Here is a 22,311-nt window from a genome sequence, read left to right on the forward strand (position 1 = left end):
GTCTGCACGGCGACGCGCCGTCGTCGGCGTACAACTGCGCACGCTCGACCCTCGCTCAGCCGGGCACCTGGCCGATGACACCCTCGGCCTCCAGGTCGGCGATTTCTGCGGGGGACAAGCCAAGCTCGGTGAGCACCTCGTGGTTGTGCTCCCCCAGCAGCGGCGCGGGTCGCGCGTGAAAAGTGTCGGGGCCGCCGGACAACCGCGCCGCCACGGTGCTGAAGTTGGCCTTGCCGTGCACCGGGTGGTCGACGACTTCGAAGAAGCCGCGGAAGGACAGCTGATCCAGCTCCGTCTGGCGATGTGGTTGCATCACCTTCGCCACCGGCACATCGGCCTCCCACAGCGTCTTGACGATGTCATCACCGCTGCGGTGCTCACACCAGGCTGCCAGCTGGTCATCGATCACGTGATGGTGAACCCGACGCCCCGCCGCATCGGCCAGCGCGGGATCGGTTGCCCAGGAGGGTGATCCGAGCGCCTCGCACAGGCCACTCCATTGCGCGTCGGTTTCCACCGCGATGGCAACCCAGCTGTCGAGCCGGCCGAACTCGTCGATGTCGGCGCAGCGGTAGAGGTTTTGCGGGGCCGCGGTGGGGCCGCGGTTGCCCGCGCGTTCCAGCAGTGCCCCGTACGCCGAGTGCTCGATGATCTGCTCGGCGGAGATGCTCAGCGCGGCATCGACCATCGACGCTTCGACCAGCACGCCCTCGCCGGTGCGACGCCGGTGCTCAAGCGCCAGCAGCAGCGCGTTGAGCGCGTGCACACCCGCGTTGGGATCACCGATCGAATACGGCTCGAAGGGCGGTCGGTCGGGATAGCCCGTCAGCCAACTCAGTCCGGCCGCCGCTTCGATGACATAGGCGAACGCCGGGTTGTCGCGCCACGGTCCGTCGAGACCGAACCCAGGCATTCGCATCAGAACCGCGCTGGGCTGAAGCGCTTGCACCGCAGCGAAATCCAGGCCGATCTGATCCAGGACCCGCGGCGTGAAGTTTTCCACGATCACATCGCTGGTCGTGATGAGCTTGCGCAAAAGCTCTCGCCCGCGCGAGCTTTGCAAATCCAGCGTCAGGCCCTTCTTGTTGGTGTTCAGCGCCATGAAGATCGGCGACTTCTCCCACCACTGATTCTCGGTGATCGGCACGCCGGCGATCAGGCGGGTGCCGTCGGGGCGGCGGGTGGATTCGACGTGGATGACCTCGGCTCCGAGCATGGCCAGCAGGTGAGTGCAGCACGGACCGGCCCAGAATGTCGTCATGTCCACCACGCGAAGGCCGGTGAACGGCAACCGCTTTGCGGTATCGTTCGGCGCCGGCCTGGGGATCAGGCTGGCGGCCCGGTACTGTTCGGTGTGCTCACCTAACCCCGGCGGCGGCTGGGGCGGCCGCAGACGAGCCGGCCGCATGCGGTACGGATGGCCCGGCTGCTGGAACCCGTCGCGCGGGTTGCGGACAAACGATTTGCGCTCGACGAAATGATCCAGCGTCGCAATGTTGGCGCCATTGCCCACCGGCGCGTTGGGTATCCGGAAAGCCGTTGCAAGCTCACGGATATCGTCGACCGAGTTATCGGCCACCCACGCGTATATTTCGTCGGCGTGCACGTTGGCCTGCTCGGTGATCGTCAGCGGCGACTCCTCGTCGATCCACTCCGGGTGACCGACCATCGCACACAGGTCGAACCACTGCTGCGCGGTGCCGCATCCGACATCCACCAGGCCATCTTTGGCTTGGGCTATTCCGGGTATGGTCAGCCGACGGGCATCCCGCCATGGCCGCCCGAGTACCTCGAAGTAACTGACGGGGTAATACGTCAGGCCCAAGATTTGGGTTTCCAACATCGACAGGTCCAGCAGTTCGCCTGCCCCGCCGCCGATTTGCCGGTAGCGCGAGGCCAGCGTGACCGCACTGGCATAGGCTCCGGCGAAATACTCGCCGACCCGGCCGCCGACGAAGACCGGCGCGCGCTCGGGATCGCCGCGGCCAAGCCCGATGATTCCTCCCGACCACGCCTGCAGCGTGAATTCGGTCGCGGCGCGGTCCCGCCACGGACCGTACAGCCCGAACGGCGTGATCGAGGTGACCGTGAGCTGCGGATGGCGCCGGTGGATCGCTTCGGGTGTGAAACTTGGGTTTTCGGCCACGTTCGACCCCGGCGACCACACCGCCGCGTCGGCGGACGCCAAGAGGCGGTTGACCAGCTCGACGTCGTCGTCCTTGCTTAACTCGACGACTACGCTGTGTTTTGAGCTCGCCAGAAAGCTGAACAGCGCCCCGTCGCTGCCGGCCGGGATGGCGGCACCCGAGGCCGACCATGAACGCAGCGGATCACCTTCTGGCGGCTCGAATTTGATGACATCGGCACCGCCGTCGGCCAGCAACTTGGTGCAATAGGCGCCCGCTATGCCGGTGGACAGGTCGACCACCGTGTAGCCGGTCAGGGGCGGCTCGACCACTAGTGCTTGCCCTTTTTCTTGGCGTTCTTCTTGCGCGCCTTCTTGCTCAGGCGCCATTCCGGCGGGAACTTGTCGTCGTTGTCTTTGACCGCGTCGCCCAGACCGCGTTCCATCGCGTCGGCGAGCGTCAGCTCGTCACTGGCATCCGGTCGGACGGTGCTTCCCAGCGACTCGAAAACACCGGTGAGCATGCTGCCCAGATACTCACCCTGAAACTGCTTCATGATTTCGAAGAAGACTTTCTGCATGAACACGGTGTCGGTGGGACGATTGCGCGCGCAGGCCAGCGCGTACTTCTGCACCTCTGTCTCGAGCTGATCCCTGGGCACGACGCTGTTGAGAAAGTTGCAGTCGTACATCTCGGCGGCGGTGAAAGCCCTTCCGGTGAAGACCATTTCCTGAAACTTCCGGATGCCCATGGTCTGCGCCCACCACCACATGCGGGGGCCCCAGCCGTAGTAGCGAAACGACGGGTGACCGAAGAGCGCATCATCGCTGGCGATCACCAGGTCGGCGTCGGCGGCTTGGTAGAAGTGCCAGCCGTAGCAATACCCCTTGGCCTCGAGGATGCTGATCTTTTTGAAGTCCTGAAGGCCGCGTATGCCCGAGTTCGGATTGGCATACCACTGGCCGAGGGTGGCGCCGCTGCGGAACGAACCCTCGGGGGGATAGTTCACCTCCCCCAATTCGGGCGAGTCGCCGATCCTGAATTCGGCGAGCCGCGCACGTTGGTCCGCCGCATCCCGCACCCGCATGGCCTCGGTGAGGTCCGCGCCCGAGCCCAGGTCATCACCGGCCCCGCGGACCACCAACACCTTGACGTCGTCGTCGATACCGGCCCGGTGCAACAGATCTGCGTAACGCAGACGCGCGGCGATCGTCGGCGCGTTGAGGTAGTCCGGCCGCTCGAACGTGATGGTGGCAATGCGGGTCTTAGCGTCCTTGTCGTAGCGGATGATCTCTTCCGCCGGCGGCTCCGACATACCGGCGCTAGGCATGCCAGAACGGGCTCGAGGTCAGCACCTCGGGACCGTCCCCGGTAATCAGGACCGCCTCTCGCCCGAACACCGCTCCGACTCCCTGTTCCCACACATAGCCCGTCACCGCGAGCACCATGCCGGGCTCCAAGCGCTCCTCCGCCGCGGTCGCGGGGAGGTGCTTGGAGATGACCGGTGGGTCGAAACCCATGCCCAGCCCACGTGCGACCGGCATCGGTGGCGCCGACTCGCCGGCCGCCTGGTAGGCGCCTAGCAATTCGGCCGCCTGCGCACCGGGCCGGCACGCGGCAATCAGCTTCTCCCACACGCGTTCCCAGCGCTGGTACAGCGCCGCGGAACCGTGCTTCTTGTCCGCGGGCCAGGTTCGTCCAACCTCACCGACGTAGCCACCGGCCAGCACTCCGGCAGAGAACGCCACCAGGTCGCCGTCCTGAATCCGGCCGTCACCGTTGGCGTGTCGCCACGGATGCTCGCGTGACGTCACCCATGCGACATCCTGATTCGACGGGGTGCACACCCCGCCGGCCGCCGAGGCCTCCAACAGCGCCCCGGCCAGCGCCTGTTCGGTAACCCCCGGCCGCAACTCGGACACCGCCACCGCCAGCGCGGACTCGGCCACCCTTATCGATTCGCGCAGCGCGGCCAGTTCCTCATCAGTCTTGATGCGCCGGGCCGCGCGCATCGCCAGTTCGCCGTCCACCAATTCGGCATTCGGGAACACCGTCGGCAGCAGCTGCGCGAAAACCGGTGACAACGCGTCGGTTCCGACGCGTCGGGCGGTGGCCGCGCCGTCGATGCGTTGCAAGTTGGCCATGGTGTTGAGCGGATTCCACGAGATCCCATACAGCTGCTCGTGCGGAATGTCCTCGGGCACACCTTCGTCCCAAGTGCTGAGCAGATGTATCGCACCGGTCTCACGGACCAGCACGCAGGTCGGGCCGAATGGTCGCGTCCCGGCAACCCACAGCTGCTGCGCACCCGTCACATAGCGGACGTTGGCTTGCCGCCCCAGCACAAGGACATCGAGGTCGTGGGCGGCCATCTGCTCCAGCGCGCGTTGGCGGCGGCCCGAACGGAGCGTGCGCTCGTCGGGGAGGACTTCAGTCGCCATAGGGGTCATAGGGGTAGTCGGTCAAGCGGATCCAGCCTTCCTCGGTGATTACCAGGACCTCTTCGCTGCGGTAGCCGCCGGTGCCGTCTTCCCACACCACCGGCTCCAGAACTAGCACCATCCCGGATTCCAGAACGAAATTCTCGTCGAACTCCTGCCCCAGATCGGTTCCGATCATGGGCATTTCGGCGGCGTTGACACCGATACCGTGTCCCAGGTAGAAGTGCGGCAGCCACGGCTTGCTACCACCATTGGCTTTGATCGCCGCCCTGCCCAAGTCCGCCGCGGTGGCCCCGGCCTTCGCGACATCCAGGACGGCGGACATGATGGCGAACCATTTGTCGAACTGCGCCTGCTGGCGTGCCGACGGGTCCCGCCCGACGATCCAGGTGCGCCCGAAATCGGAGCAGTAGCCCTGGTAGGTGATGCTGACGTCGGTCCACAACACGTCACCCTCGGCCAGCTCGCGCTCGGTGCTGAGCAGTGGCAGCGCCAGGTCGCCGTGCGTGGTCCACACGCCCTCGGCCCTGCTCGGCGGCATCACCTGCCAGATCGGTTCGAGCATGCTTGCGGTGGCCCCCAGCTCGAAGGCTCGGCGCAAAAAGCTTGCCGACAAATCCGTCTGGCGTATCCCGGGGGCCAGGCGCTTGTGCACCTCGACCATCGCCTCGTCGGTGATCCGGATCGCGGTGCGCATGCAGGATAATTCGTCGGGTGTCTTGACCGATTTGGCCGCGCCGACGATGGCCCCGGCGTCCACGGGAACACCGTTGGGAAACAACGACTTTCCGGCGCGGGACATGGCGCCGGTCACCTCGTCCACCGCGACCACCGATCCGGCTGGAATCAGATCGGTTAGGACGCGAGCGAAATCGGCTACGCTTTCCTCGAATTCGAGATAGACCGGCCCATGCAGGTGATCCGCGGGCAGGTCGGCTTCATGCGAAGCCCCTTCACGAAACGGCAGGAACAGGTGGGGCCAGTCGTCGTCGGCGAGCACCACCGCCACCGGGCGTTCGACGTAGGACAGCCCGGCGTCGCCGAGGGGCCAACTCGCTCCGGTCGCGTAGACCACCGCATTGTTGCCCAGCAGAACCATCGCGTCGACGCCGCGTTCGGCCATCGCCGCGCGCAGCCGTGCACCGGTCGCGGCCCGCATTCGGGCCAGGTCGGGTGTTTCGGGAATCACCAGGCCGTTACCGGCTTTGGTGCCCAGGTGTGCCAGCGTCGTCACTAGAGTCCCAGGAAGTTCGTGATGTTGTCACTGACGATCTTTTTGGCGTTCGCCGGTCCGACGGCGTCAACCACGGCCTTCAGCGACTTTTCCGAGTAGCCGTACGTACTTTCGTTGTGCGGGTAGTCGCTGGACCACATGACCTTGTCCACCCCGATCTGGTCGATCAGCTGCAGGCCCAGCGGGTCGACCATGAACGATGCGCTCATGTGCGTGTCCCAGTAGTAGCGGACGTCGTGTTGGAGCGGCCGGTTGAACATGTGCTGGTAGGAGCCGACCAGGTGCTCGGCGTCCTGCAGTGCCCATGGCACCCAGGAGATGCCGCCCTCGAACCAGCCGATGCGCAGCGAGGGGTGGTCGTCGAGGATGCCGCCAAAGATGTACTTGGAGAACGTCTCCCGGAATCCGTCGATGTTGATCATCATGCCGACGACGACCTGGTTGAACTCGCACGGGCTCTTCGGCGGTGTCTCCCCGATGTGGTGGGTGATCGGGACACCCGAGGCCTCGATCTCGTCGAAGACCGGCCTCATTGCCGTGCTGGAGTAGTCGATCGGGTTGCCGTCGTCGTCCTTGCCGGGATTCAGCGGCATCAGGAAGGTCTTGAGCCCCAACGATTTCAGCTCGGCCAGGGTCTCGCGGGTGCCCTTGGGATCCCACCAGTTGATCAATCCGGCGGCGTAGAAGTGACCCTTGGAACGCTCCTGCAGCTCTGCGATGTACTCGTTGTAGATGCGGAACGCAAGTTCGCGAAGTTTCTTGTCCGGGTAGTGGAACAGCGCCAGCACCGCGTTGGGGAAGGCCAGCTCCTTTTCGACCCCATCCTCGCGCAGCTCCTGGATCCGGGCCTCGATGTTGGTGCTTGCCGCGCCGGGCAGGTCGTCGTACTGCATCAGCACCGCGCTGAAGTCGCCCGGCAGGAACGACTGCCCCTTGCGGCCGACCTGGTACGCGCCCTCCTCGTACCAGATGCGGGGTGCCTTTTCCTTCAGGTCGTCGGGGAAGCGGTCGTAGAAGATGTCGTCGGCCAGCGAGATGTGGTTATCGGCCGAGAAGACCACAGTCCCGGCGGGAAGGCCCACATCGGCGCCCTGCGCGTGACCGCGGCGATCCTTGGGCGCACCGTAACCGCCGGGCGGGTAGAGCGAAGTGGTTGTCGGCGTTGACATTACTGACCCTCCAATTGGATCGATATTTGAGCGATTTCGGGTTACCAGGTCACGGGCAGTTCGTAGACGCCGTAGGCGAGCCGGTCGTGCTTGAACGGGATCTCCTCGATCGGCGCTGCCAGCGCCAAGGTGGGGATGCGGCGGAACAGGGTGTGGAAGACGATCTGCATCTCGGCGCGGGCGAGTTGCTGGCCGACGCACTGATGTCGGCCGTAACCGAAGGCGACGTTGCGATCGGCACCCGAGCGGTGCAGGTACAGCCGGTCTGGCTCGGAGAAGATGTCCGCGTCCCAGTTGGCTGGAGCGAGATCGATGATGATGCCCTCGCCGGCACGAATCAATTCGCCTGCGATGTGGATGTCTTCGACCGCGACCCGGCGCTGGCCGTTCTGGATGATGCTGAGGTAACGCAGCAACTCCTCGACGGCGTTGCCAATGACCTTCGGGTCGTCGGCGTCACGGATCACGGCGGCCTGGTCAGGGTTTTCCAACAGCGCGAGCACACCCAGCCCGAGCATGTTCGCGGTGGTCTCGTGTCCGGCGATCAGCAGCCCGGTACCCAATTGGGCGGCCTCTTTCACGCTGAGCTCACCGGCGTTCACCCGCTCGGCCAGGTCCGAAACCGCGTCTTCGGCAGGGTTTTCCATCTTGGTCTCGACCAGCTGGCACAGATACTTGTGCAGGCTCATCGCGCCTTTGGCGGTGTCCTCGCCGGTGGCATAGCGGGCCAGCCCGACGTTGGCGTGATGCTGAAACATCTCGGCGTCCTCATAGGGCACCCCGAGCAGTTGGCTGATCACCAGGGAGGGAACGGGTAGCGCCAATGCGGTCACGATGTCGGCCGGTTTCGGGCCGGCCAGCATCGCGTCGATGTGGTCGTCGGTGATCTGCTGGATCGTCGGCCGCAGTCCCTCAACCCTTTTGAACGTGAATGGCTTGGACAGCATCCTCCGGAAGCGGGTGTGCTCTTCACCATCGGAGGTGAAGACGGATCGGGGGCGCTTTTGCACGGTCGACAACATGCCGGCGTTCCAATGCGGAAAGCCGGGCACCCGGTCGTCGACGCTGACCCGGGAGTCGGAGAACAACTCTCGGCATTCTTCGTAGCCGGTGATCAGCCACGGTGTGCTGCCGTCCCAGATCCGCACCCGGGACAACGGCCGCTCTTCGGCCAATGCCATGACGTCCGGCGGCGGGGCGAACGGGCAGCCCGTCGCTCGCGCCATCGGGTACTCGGGGATTTCTGCGCCCGTTTCGGCGGCGGTACTCGTCAACGTGTCGGACATTGTTACTGGGGTCCCCTATTCCTCGACGTGGATGGCCAGTGCCGGACAGGCCGCAGCGGCCCGGCGGGTGCCCTCGGCGTGCTCGGGGGGCGGGTTCTCGTTGAGCAGGACGACGACGCCGTCATCGTCGCGCTGGTCGAAGACTTCGGGCGCATTCATGACGCAGTTGCCCGACGATGCGCAGATGTTCTGGTCGACAGTCACTTTCATTGCAGACTCTTCACTCGTGTGGCGTCACGGGCGCCAACCACAGGCCCACGATCGCGTCGATGATTCCGGTCGCGGCGGCCCGCCAGGACGGACGCGGCAGCGATGCGCCCGCGGCGAGCGAGCGTTCGAGGTCCGCGCAGGTGTGGATCAACAAGTTGCGGGCCATGATGTTTCGCTCGTAACGGACCCCGCTCGGCAGGTTGGGCAGGCAGTGGTTGATGCCGTCGATGACCTGAACCAGCGACGGCGAGCTGAGCGCGTCCTTGACGACGATGTTGTAGTAGGCCGGATCGGTCATCGCCTGCGCCGCGAAGCGCGCGTACCACGTGGGATTCCCCAGTGCCGCCAGGTGCTCGGTGAGCGGGCGCACCAGGCATCCCACCCAGTCGCGCATCCCGGCGTCCGACCCCGCGTTCGCGATCAGCTCTGCCACCATCTGTTCGCGCAGCTGCTCGACGGGCTCACGATGCTTCTGCTCGATGGCAAGGACCAGGTCGGCCTTGGTGCCGAAGTGGTAACCCACCGCGGCGTTGTTGCCCTGCCCGGCGGCCTCACTGACCTGCCGGTTCGATACCGCGAACATGCCGTGCTCGGCATAGAGCCGCTCGGCGGCCGCCAGAATCGCCTCCCTGGTGGAGGTGGCCCGCTCGGTGCGGACGGTCCTGGTAGGTGCGGTCACCCCGCCAGTCAACCGCGAGCAAGCGTTTAAGTCAAGCGATTGATTTAAATTGGCTAGTGCCCCGCGTCGAACGCGATGGGTAGCGTGACCGGCCCGCTCAGCCCGGTCAGTGGCTTCCACGGGGCCGGGCCGGTGCGCCGGGCGTTGGGCATGCGTCGCGCCATGATCGACAGCGCTTCGGCGAGCTCAAGTCTGGCGAGATTCGCACCGAGGCAATAGTGCGCGCCCGCACCGAAGGTCTGCATCGCTGGGACACCATCGCGGGTGATGGCCAGGCGGTCAGGGAAGGCGTACACGGCGGGATCGCGATTCGCGGCGGCGGTGTTGGCGATGACCAGCGTGCCGGCCGGGATCACCACCCCGGCGAGCTCGACGTCCTCCAGGGCCGTGCGGAGGGTGCCGCTTGCGATCGGCGAGTGACGCATCGTCTCTTCCACCGCGTTCGTCGCCAGCTCGGGCTGCCGGGCGAGCAGCGCCCACTGGTCGGGGTGATCGCACAGCACCTGAACCGACGCGGCGAGTTGATTCCGCGTGGTGTCGGTGCCGGCGATCAGCAGGCCCGCCACCAGCATCCGTAACTCGTCGGCGTCGAGGCGATCACCGTCATCCTCGGCGCGAATCAGCTCGGAGAGCAGGTCGCCGGTCAGCGTCCGGCGCCGGTCGGCGACCATGCCGTCGATGTACGCGTCGAGCTCATCCCACGCCGTCAGGATCGCCCGTTCGTGCTCGGCGACGTTCCAGGCGAACACCTTGAAGATGTCGTCGGTCCAATCCGAGAACAGCTCCCAATCCTCGGCGGGCGCGCCGAGCAGCGCGCAGATGATCGGGATCGGGTACCGGCGCGCGATGTCGGTGACCACGTCGCAGTGCCCGGTTCCGGTGTGCGGGTCGATTAGTTCGGTGATCACGTCGGCGATCGTGGTGCGCAATCGTTCGGTAGCGCGGGGGGTGAACGCCTGTGACACCAGCCGGCGCAGGCGATGGTGTGCGGCCCCATCCAGGCTGATCAGATTCGTCGCGACCCGCTCCCACAACGGGCCGCTGGTGATGCCCTGGGAGGCGAGAAACATGCCCTGGGGCACCCGGAATCGTGGGTCGCGCAGCACGGTTCGCACCAGTTCGTACGTCAGCAACTCCGGCCCGTGCGGCCCGATCGCGATCGGCGCCTGTCGTCGCGCGCGGCGGATGATCTCATGGGCCTCCTCGAGGCTCTCGCAACGCTCGTAGTCGATGTTCGGCAAGTCGGCGTCAAAGACGGTCGGGCAGATGGGGCGATCGATCACGCTCGTCATGGCGGCCTTCCGGTGGTCATTCGTGAAGTGCGTTCACCAGAAAGTCTTGGCGGCGGGAGCACGCAGCACATGCGTAGCCGACTACCTGTCTTATGTGTGCGGCGATGCGCATTTCCGCCGGGATTTCGGCGCCACCTGTCAGAGGTGGCGCGAGCTGGGAGACGCAACCGAAGTGGCCGCGGCCGCGACCCAAATTTTCTGAGCCTGTAGATCTAGATGAGAATCGACAGATCAGCGCATCAGGCAACGGAAGGGTCATCGAGGTCATGAAGATCGTAGTCATCGGCGGTACTGGACTGATCGGCTCGCAGGTCATCGCCCAGCTCGTGGAGCTGGGACACGAAGCGGTCGCGGCGTCGCCGCGCTCCGGCGTGAACGCGGTCACCGGCGAGGGCCTCGCCGAAGCGCTCGCCGGTGCGCACACGGTCGTGGACGTGGCCAACTCACCGTCCTGGGCCGACGACGACGTGCTGCAGTTCTTCACTGCGTCTAGCCGCAACTTGCTCGCGGCGGAGCGCGACGCCGGTGTGCAGCACCACGTGGCGCTCTCGATCGTCGGGTGCGACCGGGTACCAGACAGCGGCTACATGCGGGCCAAGGTCGCCCAGGAAAAGGTGATCGAGGAGTCGGGAGCCCCGTACACCGTCGTGCGCGCAACTCAGTTCTTCGAATTCGTTGGCGGCATTGCCGATTCGATGACCAACGGGGACACGGTCCGCGCGCCGCATGCGGCGTTCCAGCCGATCGCCGCGGCGGATGTCTCCACCGGCGTCACCCGTGCGACCACGGGCGATCCCGTCAACGGAATAGTCAACATCGCCGGCCCGGAGAAGCGCGGCATGGATGACTTCATCCGAACCCAGTTCGCGCAGACCGGCGATGCGCGCCAGCTGGTGGTCGATGCCCAATCGCGCTATTACGGTGCGGTGCTGGATGATCGCAGCATCGTTCCCGTCGACGGCGAGAACCCGACCATCTTCCCCACTCGCTTCGAAGACTGGCTGTCCGCTCGCGCCGGCGCCGTCTGAGCTCACACTCCGGCGGGCGCGGGGGCTATGGTCGGTTGCACAGCGAAATTCGTCCATAGCCCCCGCGCTCGGCAGCGCCGGAGAACCGCGCGCACACAAGGAGCTGTTCATGCCTACGATCACCAGGCGCAGTTTCCTGGCCGCCGGCCTCGCGGGTGGATTCGCGGTGGCCTGCAGTCAAAATCCGCGGCCGACGAGTAGCGCCGCCAAGATGCAGGCCGCGATCAAGGCCGCCGAGGCCGCCCGGCCGCACAGCGGACACACCGTCACGGCCACCTTGACCGCCCAGCAGACCGACATCGACCTGGGTGGTATCACCGCACGCACGTTCGCCTACGGCAGCACCGTCCCGGGCCCGCTGATTCGGGCCAACATCGGCGACGAGATTGCGATCACGGTCCAAAACCGGCTCAGCGACCCGACTTCCGTGCACTGGCACGGAATCGCCCTGCGCAATGACATGGACGGCGTCGAGCCCGCCACCCCGAACATCCCCGCCGGACGGGACTTCACCTTTCGGTTCTCCGTTCCCAATGCCGGCACCTACTGGGCCCATCCGCACGTCGGCCTCGAAGAGGACATGGGTCTTTATCTGCCGGTCATCATCGACGATCCGACCGAGCCAGGAAACTATGACGCCGAATGGATTATCGTCATGGATGATTGGACCGATGGCATCGGCAAAACCCCGCAGCAGCTCTACGATTCACTGACCTCCCCGAACAAGCCCGCGATGCCAACCATGTCCCCGCCGGCTTCCACCACGCCGACATCAACCACGACGACGAGCAAGGCGACCGGTACGTCCGAGACGTCCGGAACTTCCACTTCGACAAGCGCGGCGGCCGGCGCACCGGGTGAACCCGGCACCAGCGAGCTGCTCGGCGGCGACGCGGGCGACATCGCCTACCCCTACTACCTGATCAACGGGCGGATCCCCGCCGCCGCCACCACACTCAACGCGAAGCCGGGCCACCGAATCCGGATCCGCTTCATCAATACCGGCTCGGACACCGCCTTTCGCGTCGCGTTGGCCGGTCATTCCATGACCGTCACCCACACCGACGGCTTCCCCGTGGTACCCACCCAGGTCGACGCGCTGCTGATCGGCATGGCCGAACGCTACGACGTCATCGTGACCGCCGCCGACGGCGTGTTCCCGTTGGTCGCGGCCGCCGAAGGGAAAAACGCCGTCGCACGTGCACTGCTCGTCACCGGCTCGGGCAGCCAACCGGATCCGCAATTCCGGCCGGCCGAACTCACCAAGCGGGTGGGGACGATCGACATGTTCACCGCGACCACGTCGGTCAACCTGGGTGCGGCCGAACCCAACCTGAAACTGCCGGTCGCCTTGGGCGGCGACATGACGAAATATGTGTGGACCCTCAACGGCGAGCCCTACAGCAAGACAGACCCGCTACACGTCCGCCAAGGCCAGCGGCCGACCATCACCTTCGACAACCAAACGATGATGTATCACCCGATGCACCTGCACGGCCACACTTTTCAGCTGATCAAATCCGACGGGTCGCCCGGCGCCCGCAAGGACACCGTGATCGTGCTGCCGAAGCAGAAGATCAACGCCGTTCTGGTCGCCGACAACCCGGGCTTGTGGATGTTGCACTGCCACAACACCTACCACGCGTACGCCGGGATGCAGAGCCGGTTGGATTACGTGTTCTGACTCGAGAGAAATTCCAGCAGCAGCCCATTGACCACCGACGACTGTTCGATCTGCGGGCAGTGGCCGGCATCGTCGACGACGACCGAACGCGCGCCCTCGATCTGCTTGGCGATCTCGGCGGACCACCCGGGCGGAAGCAACTTGTCGTTGCCGCCCTCGATCACCAGCGTCGGCACCCTAATGCGCTCATAGGCACGCGCACTTGACGGCGTCGGGGGCCGCTGCGAACCGGGACGGCGAAAGCGGGCCGCGGCCACCGCCTCCCACGCCCCGGGTGCGGTGCTGGACTCGTAGCGCCGGCCCACGTATTGCTCGTCGGCCGGATAGCCGGCGCCGTGGAACAACGCCTCGACGATCCGCCGCATGGCCGGCAGGGTCGCGTCGTACTCCTGCAGGGCCTCAAAGTGCTTGTTCTGCTGGATCTCTCCGCCGCCGCAGACGATCACCAGGCTGCGAACCGGCAGCAGCGGCGCGTCCGACGTGGTGTCGTTGAGCAGATTGATGGCGCCCATCGAGTTGCCGACGAAATGGGCCGACCCTACGCCGAGTGTCTCGCAGAACCGAGCCACGTGCCGAATCCGCATGCCGCGGCCGTCGACGAAGTCGATCACCTTCGCCGACCGCCCGTACCCCAGCATGTCGGGGGCCAGCACCCGGTACCGCGCGGCGAGGGCGGCGATGTTGCGCTCCCAGCCGAGTTCGGCGCTGGCACCGAATTCGCCGCCGTGCAGCAGCACCACCGGATCACCGTCGCCGGCTTCCAGATAACCGGTGACGAGGCCGTCGACCATCGTGGTCTTGCGTTCGAATTCCGTCATTTGATCGCGATCGGGTTCACCGGGGAGCCCACGGCGCCAACGACTCTCAGGGGCGGGGCAACGAGCTGGAACTCGTAGACACCATCGGCCGCACAGTCGTCGGCCAGTGCGGTGAGGTCCCAGTACTCACCGAACATCATCCCCATGTCGCGCAGACAGAGCAGATGCAAGGGGAAGGTGATTCCCTCGACGCCCGAGACCAGGTCTTCGACTTGAAGGTTGTCGGCCGCGACTGCGGCAATCTCGTGATCATGTAGCCACTGGGCACACCGCCAGTCCAGTCCGGAATAGCCTTCCGTCTTGTTGCCGGTCATGAGAAACCTTGCCCACCAACCGGTCCGGATCAGCACGATGTCACCCGGGCCGATCGCCACCCCCTGCACGCGCACCACATCGTCCAGTTCTTCCGGCGAAATCGGGTTGCCGGCTTCGAGGAACACGTCCGCGTTGCGGTGACGAACCAGGTCCAGCAGCACGCCGCGCGACGTGATGCCCTTCCCATCGACCTTGTCGATGCCGCAGCGGTAGGCCCCCATGCTGGTCACCGAATCGGCCGGGAAGCCGTTGTAGAGGTGGCCGTCGTAATAGACGTGGGACAGCGCGTCCCACTGGCTGGCCGCCTGCAACGGCATGATGATGATGTCGTCGTTGAACCGGAAGGGGTTATCCGCGGTCATGTAACCGCTCAGCTGCTGCGCCAACGGATTACTCGACCAGCCGGGCCCGTACCTGGCGAGCGTGTTCACGTCCCCGCCGTCCACGGTCATGACGTGCACGGGGTTGTGCCGGAACTCGAAGGCGCCCTGTGGGCCGGACGCGCCGAAATCCACGCCGAGCGGAAAGACCTTGCCGTGCCGCACCAGGCTCGCGGCCTGTGCGACCTTTTCGGCGGTGATGAAGTTCAGGGTGCCCAGCTCGTCGTCGTCCCCCCAGCGGCCCCAATTGCTGACATCGCGCGCGGCCCGCCGAAAGTCAGTCATGCTGGCCATGGGCTCATCCTTCCTGAAGTTCGCGGGCCATTTCACTGGCGATGCCGGCGCCGATATTTCCGCCGTCGACCCAGATGACCTGTCCCGAAATATAGCTGGCCGCACGGCTATTCAGGAATACCAGCACCGCGGCCTGTTCGGCGGGATCGGAAACCCGGCCCAGCGGCTTGGGTATGTCGTCCAGGAAGCCCTGCCCGTAGGCGGTTCGCAACTGGTCGAGGATCGGGGTCTCGGTGACACCGGGCCCGGTGCAGTTGATGCGGATGCCCCGTGCGCCGAGCCGGGTGGCGCTGGCCATGCTGTAGAGGATGAGCGCCTCCTTGGACAGCTGATAGCCGGTGCCCACCACCTCGGGGTGCTGCCGGCACCAGTCGACGCCGTCGCTCATCGTCGCGGTGTGCAGCAGCGGTGCCACGTCCCGCAGATGTTCGCGATACGCCGAGGCCGCCAGCGAGGACACGCTCACGATCGAGCCGCCATCGGTCAGATTGGGGATCAGCGCCTCGGTGAGGTGGCGCAGGCCGAGGAAATTGATGGTGACGACCAGCAACGGGTCACCGATCCCCGAGGAGACGCCGGCGACGTTGAACAGCGCATCGACCCCGCCGCCGACGGACGCGACCGCGCGGTCGATGGAGGCCGGCTCGGCCAGGTCAACCTCGTGAAAGTCGTTGAGCTCGAACGCAGGACGGCGCTTGTCGAGTCCGACGACGTTCGCCCCGAGTTCGGTGAGCTGGCGCACCACGTGCTCGCCGATGCCCGATGCGCATCCGGTCACCACGACGCGGCGGCAGTGATAGCCCAGGTGGCGCCACAACCCGTCGATCCCTGTCAACGATCAGCCCTTCTTCTGCTGCTGCTCCTTCAGCCGCTGCGCCGCCTGGACGCGGCCCTCGTTGATCTCGGCCATGGCCTCCGGGATTTCACTGGCAGTGAAGCTACCGCCGCGGCCGGTCGGCAGCCCCCCGAACGAGTAACTCTCGTCGAACTTCGGTGCGGTGGACTCCGGGCGCCGCGCCTCGATCTTCTCGATGACCGGCGCCAGCCGTGTGGCCTTGTCCGCCACGGCCTTTGCGTCTCGCTCGATGAACTCGGGCAGCACTTCCTTGCCCATCAATTCGATGGATTCCATGGTGCCCTCGTGGCTGCGCGGGTTGAGCAGCAGGATGATCTCGTCGACGCCGCTTTCCTCGTAGCCCCGCAGGAACTCGCGCACGGTGGCCGGCGAGCCGATGGCGCCGCGTCCGGGGCCGTAGGCCAGCGTCGGGTCCTTCTCGACCTCTTCGAGATAGCGCTTCCACACTCCGGTCCGCCCGGGTGTGTGCACGCCGGTCATGTAGTAGTGCATGATCCCGAACGAGAAGAAGCCACCGCCCTGCCCGAGGCGCTCGAGGGCCTGCTCGTCCGTCTTGGCGACCATCATCGACAGGTCACCGCCGATGGCCAGGATGTTCGGGTTGATCGCCGGGGTGACCGGGACGCCGTTCTCCTCGAGTTCCTTGTAGTAGCCGTTGACCCGCTCGGTCAGCGGCCCGGGACCTGTGTAGGCGAAACTCAAGGCGCCGATGGCCTTTTGGGCGGCCATCTGCACGCTGGCCGGCCGGGTGCACGCGACCCAGACCGGTGGATGCGGTTTTTGCAGCGGCTTGGGGACGACGTTGCGGGCCGGCATCTGGATGTGCTCGCCCTGGAAGCCCGCGAAGGGCTCCTCGATCATGCAGCGGATCGCGACCTCGAGGGCCTCTTCCCACTGGGCGCGCTTGTCGGCGGGATCGATGTTGAATCCGCCGAGTTCACCGACGGAGGAGGATTCCCCGGTGCCGAACTCGACGCGCCCGTTGGAAAGCAGATCCAGGGTGGCGATGCGTTCGGCGACGCGCGCCGGGTGGTTGACCGCCGGGGGCAGGTGCATGATGCCGAATCCCAGCCGAATGTTTTTGGTGCGCTGGCTGGCCGCGGCCAGAAAGATCTCCGGCGCCGTGGAGTGGCAGTACTCCTCGAGGAAATGGTGCTCGGTCAGCCAGACGGTGGAGAAACCGGCCTTGTCGGCGGCCTCCACCTCGTCGAGGCAGTCCTGCAACATGATGTGCTCGTCTTCGGGGACCCACGGCCGCGGCAGGGCGAATTCGTAGAACAGTGAGATTTTCATTGTTACCTCCTATGAGAACTAATGGCCTGTTTCGCCGCATGTTTCGCAGCGACGAAGCCAAAGGTCATCGCCGGGCCGATGGTCGCCCCGGCACCCGCGTAACTGCGGCCCATCACGGCCGCAGAGGTGTTGCCCACCGCGTACAGCCCAGCCACGACGGAACCGTCCGCCCGCAGCACCCGCGCGAATTCGTCGGTCAGCAGACCGCCCGATGTCCCGAGATCGCCGAGGACGATTCGAAACGCGTAGTACGGCGGATCCCCCAGCGGGTACAGGTTGGGGTTGGGCAGGGTCGGATCACCGTAGTAGTTGTCGTACACACTGTCACCGCGATTGAAATCGTCATCGTGGCCCTTGCGCGCCAGCTCGTCGAAACGTGTTGCGGTTGCGCGAAGCTGGTCCGCGGGGACGTCGATCTTGGCCGCCATCTCCTCCCAGCTCATGGCGGCCTTGACCACCCCGGATTCCAGCCAGGCGGCCGGAACCTTGCGGCCGGTGGGCACCGGGGCAAACGGGATCTTGGGTATCGGCAGGTGGCCGCCGACGACGTAACGGTTGAAGGAACGCTGGTCGGTGATGAGCCAGCACGGGATGTGGGTGACCCCGGACTTCTGGCCTTCGATCATCGCGTGACCGAAGTCCATGTAGGGCGCGGCTTCGTTGATGAACCGCTTGCCCGCGCCGTTGACGATGAATTGGGCCGGCATCATCCGCTCGTTGAGCATGAATTGCATTCGGCCGTCCGGCCATTGGATCGCCGGGAACCACCAGGCCTCGTCGAGCAGGTCGGTGGCCGCGCCGACCCGTTCGCCCGCGCGGATGCCGTCGCCCATCGAGGCGGGGTTGCCGAAGCTCCAGTCCTGGTCCACGACTGGCTGATGCTCCTTGCGCCAGACCATGTCGTGCTCGAAGCCGCCGGAGGCCAGGATCACCCCTCGGCGGGCCCCGACCCTTAGTTGCCTGCCGTCCCGCTGCACCAGCGCGCCCGTGACGGATCCGTCTGCGTCGGTGAGCAGTTCGACCATCGGGGCGTTCAGCCACAGCGGGATGTTGCGCTCCCGCATGGCCAGCCTCAGGCGCGCCGCCAGGGATTGACCGATCGCGGCGATCCGCTCGCCGAACACCCTTGCCCTGACCATCCGCGCGATCAGCTTGAGCAGTACGCCCTTGCCGGCCCATGATTGCCGGACCCGGTAGAAGGAGCGAAGTTCTTTGGGCCCCAGCCAGATTCCCTTGGGGGCCAGCGCCAGCGGCTTGAGCAGCGTCTCCTCGTCATCGCCGAGCTTGCGCAGGTCGATGGGCGGCACGTTGATGGTGCTGCCGAGTTCGGAGCCGCCGGGCAGTTCCGGGTAGTAGTCGGCGTAGCCCGGCTTCCAGACGAACTCGAGCCACGGCGAGAGCCGTTCCAGGAACTCCAGCATCTGCGGCGACGAGTCGACGTACTGCCGCAGCCGTGCCTCGCTGACGAGGCCGTCGGTGATCAGCTTCAGGTATTCGACGACGCTGTCCGGGTCGGGGACGTAGCCTTCCCGGCGCTGCGCGGGCGCGCCGGGCACCCAGATGCCGCCGCCCGACAGCGCGGTCGAACCGCCGAAGCTGGCGGACTTCTCCACCACCAGCGCGTCCAACCCGGACGCGTCGGCGGTCAGCGCGGCGGTCATCCCGCCGCCGCCCGAGCCGACGATCAGCACGTCGACGACATGATCGAATGATTCGGTGGGCGCGGTCATTTCGGCGTTACCGTTCTCGCCGTTCTGATCGCGAAGCCGGCAATCAGTTCGGCCGCCGGCTTGTAGTAGCGCACCGTGGTCTGATATGGCCCCGCCGTCGCGAGGGCCGAGAAAGCCGCGAGCCACGTCCTGATCTCGTGGGCCGAGCCGCCGCCCTCGTAGAGCACGAACGAGTTGGACCAGGAGTCGAACTCGGAAAGCCGGCCCGCGTCGATGATCTCCAGGAGTTGGTGATCCCACGCCGGGTTGAGGGGTTGCAGGTCACTGTCGCCGGCGGCGAAACTCCTCGCCGCATCGATCACGACCGCCTGGCGTGCCTGTCGCTGCTCGGCTGACATCGGTTCGCCATGCACGATCCGTTGCAGGACAGCGGGACCCGCGGTCGCCAGGGTCGGCACCGGGGGACTGTGGGAGAGCCCACCGGAGCCGATCACCAGGACGCGCTTGTCCAGGGTTGCGAGGTAGTCACCCACGGCCGCGCCCAAGGCCCGGCAGCGGTGCAGGGGACCCAGCGGTACGGCGATGGCGTTGATGAAAAACGGGATCACCGGACGCGACGTGGCATCCCCGAAAAGCTTCTCCAGCGGCTGCACGGTGCCATGGTCCACGTCCATGCTGGCCGACACCGCCACGTCGACGCCCGCGGCGAGCACGGCTTCCGCGCAGTCGGTGGCGATGTCCTCGGGAACCTCGAGCGGGCCCAGGTGAGTGCCGTAGTCGCCAACTCCCCTGGCGTGCAGGCCGATACAGAACGGCGGCATCGCCTTATAGAAGAACCCGTTGTAATGATCCGGGGAAAAGATCACGACGAGCTCGGGATCGAACTCCTCGACGAATTCTCGCGCCTGCGCAATCGCGGCGTTGACGTCGTCAAGCAGATCCGGCGACGGCCCCGGTAGATTCAGCAGCGGGCTGTGCGACATGCAGCACAGAGCCAGTGGCACTTGGCGATTCACCCCCTCCCGGCGTCAGCGTGAGGGTGTCCAGCAACGCGGCGGACAGGTCGGGCGCCAGCTGGGCGATGCAGGCTCCGGCGATGCAGCGGTCGGGGCGCAGGAACACCACCGATTCCTGGTGGACGTCGAACCAGGCCTTGAGACCGCCGGTGCGATCGCCGACGATCACGATGTCGGGGTCGTCGGGAGTCTCAGGGCTGGTCCAGTGCAACTGAGTGAGTGGGCGCAGCGCAACAAAGCGCGCGCCCAGCGCCTTCCAGCTCGCGAAGGCGTCCTCGCCGAGAATCTTGCGCGGGTTGTTGTTCCAGCACAGCACCGCGAACCAGGGTCCCAGCACATCGTCCAACAAGACATCCCGCTGCGTCCGGGTGTCCACCCGCGGCTGGATGAACAGCGTGCCGGCCGGCGACGCAGGGTCGCGCGGTTGTTGCGGGATCGCATGGACCACGGCGCCCTGTTCATAGCGCGGCATCGGCTTGAAACGCATCTCCAGCACATACCGCTTGAGCGACGGCACAATTGACGCCGATCGCACGAGAAGGTCCCGGGCGGCGGCGACCCGGCGGTCGGTCGGGGAGATGACCCGACCCACCATGGTGGAAAGGTCGATCATCGCGCGCGCGTGCTTGCGCCGCTCGACGTCGTAGCTGTCCAGCAATCGGTCGTCGGCCCGGCCGCTGACCACCGCGGCGAGCTTCCAGCCCAGGTTTGCCGCATCCCGGATGCCGCTGTTGTAGCCCTGCCCCTGCCACACCGGCATCAGGTGTGCGGCGTCCCCGGCGAGCAGCATCCGGCCGCTGCGGAACGCGCCGGCGATGCGCGAGTGGTGCGTGTAGACGCGGCGCCGGATCACGTCGACCCGGTCCGGGTGCGGCACCATCCGGGCCAGCATCCGCGTCAGGAACGCAGGATCTTCGGCCTGCTCGTCGGTCTCGTCGGCGTGAATCATGAACTCGAACCGGCGAATTCCGTGGGCGATCGAGATCGAGGCGTAGGGTCGCTCGGGGTCGGCGCCAACCTCGCTGTTGGGGTGGCCCAGCGGGTCGTTGGCGATGTCGACGACCAGCCACCGCGTGGACGACGTCGTTCCGTCGAACGAAACGCCCATCATCCGGCGGGTGATGCTGCGCCCGCCGTCGCAGCCGACGACGTACCGCGCGCGGATGCTCGACGTGTTGCCGTCGCTGCCACACTCGACGGACACCCCGGTTGCGTCCGGCACGCACGAGCTCATCGGACGGTTCCACTGCACCTCGACGTGCTCGAATCTGTCCAGCCCGCGCAGCAATTCGGCGTCAACCAGCGGCTGCACGAATCCGTTGCGCTTGGGCCAGCCGAAACGCGCGTCGGGTGGCGCCATTTCGGCAAGCACGCGGCGTTTGGCGTCGAAGAAGCGCAGAATCTGGTTGGGCACGGTGTGCGGCAGGATCTGCTCCACCAGACCGATCGACTGGAACGTGCGCAACGATTCGTCGTCGAGCCCAACCCCACGCGGGTAGTCGATCAGGCTTTCCCGCTCCTCGATCACCAAGGTGCGAACACCTTGCAGCCCAAGGATGTTGGCGAGGGTCAAGCCGACAGGGCCCGCACCGACGACGACTACGTCAACGTCGACGTCATCGACACCGTGCTCGCCCGTGCCCATCAACGCCCCAGCAAGAAGTCGACATGCAAACGGTTGAAGGTCTTGGGGTCCTCATACTGCGGCCAGTGACCACAACCCGGCATCAGCTCGAAGCGCGCTCCCGGAATCATCGACGCGATGCGGCGGCCCTCGGTCACGTCGGCGGTGGGGTCGTCACTGGTCCAGAGCACCAGCGTGGGCGCGGTGATCGATCCGTATTCGTCGGGCCCGATGATATTGCGGGCGCGGATTTCCGGGTCCTGCAGCGCCATGATGTCGCTCATGGCGGCAACGAATCCCGGTTGGCGATAGATCCGTTGGCGGCTGGCAACCAGATCGTCGTAATCCTTGGACTTGTCCGCCATCAACCACTTGATGCGCGCCTGCACCGTTTCCCATGTGGGGTCCTCGGCGGCCGCCATCGACAGCGTGATGATCCGTTGCATCACCACGGGATCGGCCTGCGAGCCGCCGGCCGTGTTGAGCACCAGCCGGTCCACCACGTCCGGATGATCGATGGCGGCGCGGGCGGCCACCCAGCCACCGAGCGACTCACCGCTGACATGGGCCCGGTTCGCGCCGATGGTGCGCAGGACGGCCATCAGGTGCTCGACATAGTGGTGGACTTCCAGCGGATGGCCCGGCTTGTCGGTGTAGCCGTGGCCCAGCATGTCGATCGACCAGGTCCAGAAGTGCTCCCCGTGCGCCGCCAGATTTCGCACGTAAGCCTCGGCGTGGCCACCGGAGCCGTGCAACAGCATCAGGACTGGCTTGCCCGGATCGCCGGCACGCAGATAGCGGGTCCGGACTCCGCCGGCATCGAGATAGCCCTGCTCAAATGCGACGCCCTGGAGATCGCTCCATATGCTCTCGAACTCCGTCACGGTTCCTCTCTG

The 22,311-nt window shown here is 66.0% G+C and carries 19 protein-coding genes; 2 read left to right on the forward strand and 17 right to left on the reverse strand.

What is annotated here, in order from left to right; all coding sequences use genetic code 11:
• Nucleotides 1–55: 55 nt before the first annotated feature.
• The 9 genes from G6N66_RS23000 to G6N66_RS23040 form a co-directional block, all read right to left on the reverse strand.
• Complete coding sequence (locus G6N66_RS23000) at nt 56–2,458, reverse strand: CaiB/BaiF CoA transferase family protein (protein ID WP_232079398.1); 2,403 nt, start codon at nt 2,456–2,458, stop codon at nt 56–58.
• Nucleotides 2,458–3,456, reverse strand: a complete 999-nt coding sequence (locus G6N66_RS23005) for an enoyl-CoA hydratase/isomerase family protein (RefSeq protein ID WP_085234622.1) — start codon at nt 3,454–3,456, stop codon at nt 2,458–2,460. Before G6N66_RS23005 ends, G6N66_RS23000 begins: the two co-directional genes overlap by 1 nt.
• Nucleotides 3,449–4,567, reverse strand: coding sequence for a M24 family metallopeptidase (locus G6N66_RS23010; protein ID WP_085234623.1), 1,119 nt, complete (start codon nt 4,565–4,567; stop codon nt 3,449–3,451). The genes G6N66_RS23005 and G6N66_RS23010 overlap by 8 nt, the downstream gene beginning before the upstream one ends.
• Nucleotides 4,557–5,801, reverse strand: a complete 1,245-nt coding sequence (locus G6N66_RS23015; RefSeq protein WP_085234624.1) for a M24 family metallopeptidase — start codon at nt 5,799–5,801, stop codon at nt 4,557–4,559. Before G6N66_RS23015 ends, G6N66_RS23010 begins: the two co-directional genes overlap by 11 nt.
• A complete protein-coding gene (locus tag G6N66_RS23020) occupies nt 5,801–6,862 on the reverse strand; it encodes an amidohydrolase family protein (RefSeq protein ID WP_179968368.1) in 1,062 nt (353 codons plus the stop codon). The genes G6N66_RS23015 and G6N66_RS23020 overlap by 1 nt, the downstream gene beginning before the upstream one ends.
• A gap of 149 nt (nt 6,863–7,011) precedes the next feature.
• Complete coding sequence (locus G6N66_RS23025) at nt 7,012–8,256, reverse strand: cytochrome P450 (protein WP_085234626.1); 1,245 nt, start codon at nt 8,254–8,256, stop codon at nt 7,012–7,014.
• A 15-nt stretch (nt 8,257–8,271) separates the two neighbouring features.
• Entirely contained in the window at nt 8,272–8,466 is a 195-nt protein-coding gene (locus G6N66_RS23030) for a ferredoxin (RefSeq protein ID WP_085234627.1), read from the reverse strand.
• Between the two features lie 10 nt (nt 8,467–8,476).
• Entirely contained in the window at nt 8,477–9,145 is a 669-nt protein-coding gene (locus tag G6N66_RS23035; protein WP_085234628.1) for a TetR/AcrR family transcriptional regulator, read from the reverse strand.
• Nucleotides 9,146–9,198: 53 nt separating this feature from the next.
• The gene (locus G6N66_RS23040) at nt 9,199–10,437 is read right to left on the reverse strand and encodes a cytochrome P450 (RefSeq protein ID WP_085234629.1); all 1,239 of its coding nucleotides are present in this window, start codon (nt 10,435–10,437) and stop codon (nt 9,199–9,201) included.
• A 266-nt stretch (nt 10,438–10,703) separates the two neighbouring features.
• On the opposite strand from G6N66_RS23040, the gene G6N66_RS23045 reads away from it, so the two are divergent.
• Both G6N66_RS23045 and G6N66_RS23050 read left to right on the forward strand, forming a co-directional pair.
• Entirely contained in the window at nt 10,704–11,465 is a 762-nt protein-coding gene (locus G6N66_RS23045) for an SDR family oxidoreductase (RefSeq protein WP_085234631.1), read from the forward strand.
• A gap of 109 nt (nt 11,466–11,574) precedes the next feature.
• Complete coding sequence (locus G6N66_RS23050; protein ID WP_085234632.1) at nt 11,575–13,149, forward strand: multicopper oxidase family protein; 1,575 nt, start codon at nt 11,575–11,577, stop codon at nt 13,147–13,149.
• Here G6N66_RS23050 and G6N66_RS23055 read toward each other — a convergent pair.
• From G6N66_RS23055 to G6N66_RS23090, 8 genes are read right to left on the reverse strand one after another with little or no spacing between them, the layout of a single operon-like run.
• A complete protein-coding gene (locus G6N66_RS23055; RefSeq protein WP_085234633.1) occupies nt 13,137–13,967 on the reverse strand; it encodes an alpha/beta fold hydrolase in 831 nt (276 codons plus the stop codon). The genes G6N66_RS23050 and G6N66_RS23055 overlap by 13 nt on opposite strands.
• On the reverse strand, nt 13,964–14,956 hold the full coding sequence (locus G6N66_RS23060) for a cyclase family protein (RefSeq protein ID WP_085234634.1): 993 nt from the start codon (nt 14,954–14,956) through the stop codon (nt 13,964–13,966). The genes G6N66_RS23055 and G6N66_RS23060 overlap by 4 nt, the downstream gene beginning before the upstream one ends.
• 4 nt (nt 14,957–14,960) lie before the next feature.
• Entirely contained in the window at nt 14,961–15,791 is an 831-nt protein-coding gene (locus G6N66_RS23065; RefSeq protein WP_085234635.1) for a coniferyl-alcohol dehydrogenase, read from the reverse strand.
• A 3-nt stretch (nt 15,792–15,794) separates the two neighbouring features.
• Nucleotides 15,795–17,105 (reverse strand): LLM class flavin-dependent oxidoreductase, encoded by a 1,311-nt coding sequence (locus G6N66_RS23070; RefSeq protein WP_085234636.1) that lies wholly within the window; start codon nt 17,103–17,105, stop codon nt 15,795–15,797.
• 2 nt (nt 17,106–17,107) lie between these two features.
• Entirely contained in the window at nt 17,108–18,835 is a 1,728-nt protein-coding gene (locus G6N66_RS23075) for an FAD-binding protein (RefSeq protein ID WP_085234637.1), read from the reverse strand.
• The gene (locus G6N66_RS23080; protein WP_232079399.1) at nt 18,832–19,758 is read right to left on the reverse strand and encodes a 3-carboxyethylcatechol 2,3-dioxygenase; all 927 of its coding nucleotides are present in this window, start codon (nt 19,756–19,758) and stop codon (nt 18,832–18,834) included. The genes G6N66_RS23075 and G6N66_RS23080 overlap by 4 nt, the downstream gene beginning before the upstream one ends.
• Nucleotides 19,706–21,436, reverse strand: coding sequence for a bifunctional 3-(3-hydroxy-phenyl)propionate/3-hydroxycinnamic acid hydroxylase (locus tag G6N66_RS23085; RefSeq protein WP_085234639.1), 1,731 nt, complete (start codon nt 21,434–21,436; stop codon nt 19,706–19,708). The genes G6N66_RS23080 and G6N66_RS23085 overlap by 53 nt, the downstream gene beginning before the upstream one ends.
• On the reverse strand, nt 21,436–22,299 hold the full coding sequence (locus G6N66_RS23090; RefSeq protein ID WP_085234640.1) for an alpha/beta fold hydrolase: 864 nt from the start codon (nt 22,297–22,299) through the stop codon (nt 21,436–21,438). Before G6N66_RS23090 ends, G6N66_RS23085 begins: the two co-directional genes overlap by 1 nt.
• Between the last annotated feature and the right edge of the window lie 12 nt (nt 22,300–22,311).

This window comes from Mycobacterium conspicuum, assembly GCF_010730195.1.
Classification (GTDB): domain Bacteria; phylum Actinomycetota; class Actinomycetes; order Mycobacteriales; family Mycobacteriaceae; genus Mycobacterium; species Mycobacterium conspicuum.

Coding starts and splice junctions, on each gene's coding strand:
- G6N66_RS23025 (WP_085234626.1), bottom strand. CDS start 8,256: ATGTCCGACACGTTGACGAGTACCGCCGCCGAAACGGGCGCAGAAATC.
- G6N66_RS23030 (WP_085234627.1), bottom strand. CDS start 8,466: ATGAAAGTGACTGTCGACCAGAACATCTGCGCATCGTCGGGCAACTGC.
- G6N66_RS23040 (WP_085234629.1), bottom strand. CDS start 10,437: ATGACGAGCGTGATCGATCGCCCCATCTGCCCGACCGTCTTTGACGCC.
- G6N66_RS23060 (WP_085234634.1), bottom strand. CDS start 14,956: ATGGCCAGCATGACTGACTTTCGGCGGGCCGCGCGCGATGTCAGCAAT.
- G6N66_RS23045 (WP_085234631.1), top strand. CDS start 10,704: ATGAAGATCGTAGTCATCGGCGGTACTGGACTGATCGGCTCGCAGGTC.
- G6N66_RS23055 (WP_085234633.1), bottom strand. CDS start 13,967: ATGACGGAATTCGAACGCAAGACCACGATGGTCGACGGCCTCGTCACC.
- G6N66_RS23075 (WP_085234637.1), bottom strand. CDS start 18,835: ATGACCGCGCCCACCGAATCATTCGATCATGTCGTCGACGTGCTGATC.
- G6N66_RS23085 (WP_085234639.1), bottom strand. CDS start 21,436: ATGGGCACGGGCGAGCACGGTGTCGATGACGTCGACGTTGACGTAGTC.
- G6N66_RS23050 (WP_085234632.1), top strand. CDS start 11,575: ATGCCTACGATCACCAGGCGCAGTTTCCTGGCCGCCGGCCTCGCGGGT.
- G6N66_RS23005 (WP_085234622.1), bottom strand. CDS start 3,456: ATGCCTAGCGCCGGTATGTCGGAGCCGCCGGCGGAAGAGATCATCCGC.
- G6N66_RS23010 (WP_085234623.1), bottom strand. CDS start 4,567: ATGGCGACTGAAGTCCTCCCCGACGAGCGCACGCTCCGTTCGGGCCGC.
- G6N66_RS23070 (WP_085234636.1), bottom strand. CDS start 17,105: ATGAAAATCTCACTGTTCTACGAATTCGCCCTGCCGCGGCCGTGGGTC.
- G6N66_RS23080 (WP_232079399.1), bottom strand. CDS start 19,758: ATGTCGCACAGCCCGCTGCTGAATCTACCGGGGCCGTCGCCGGATCTG.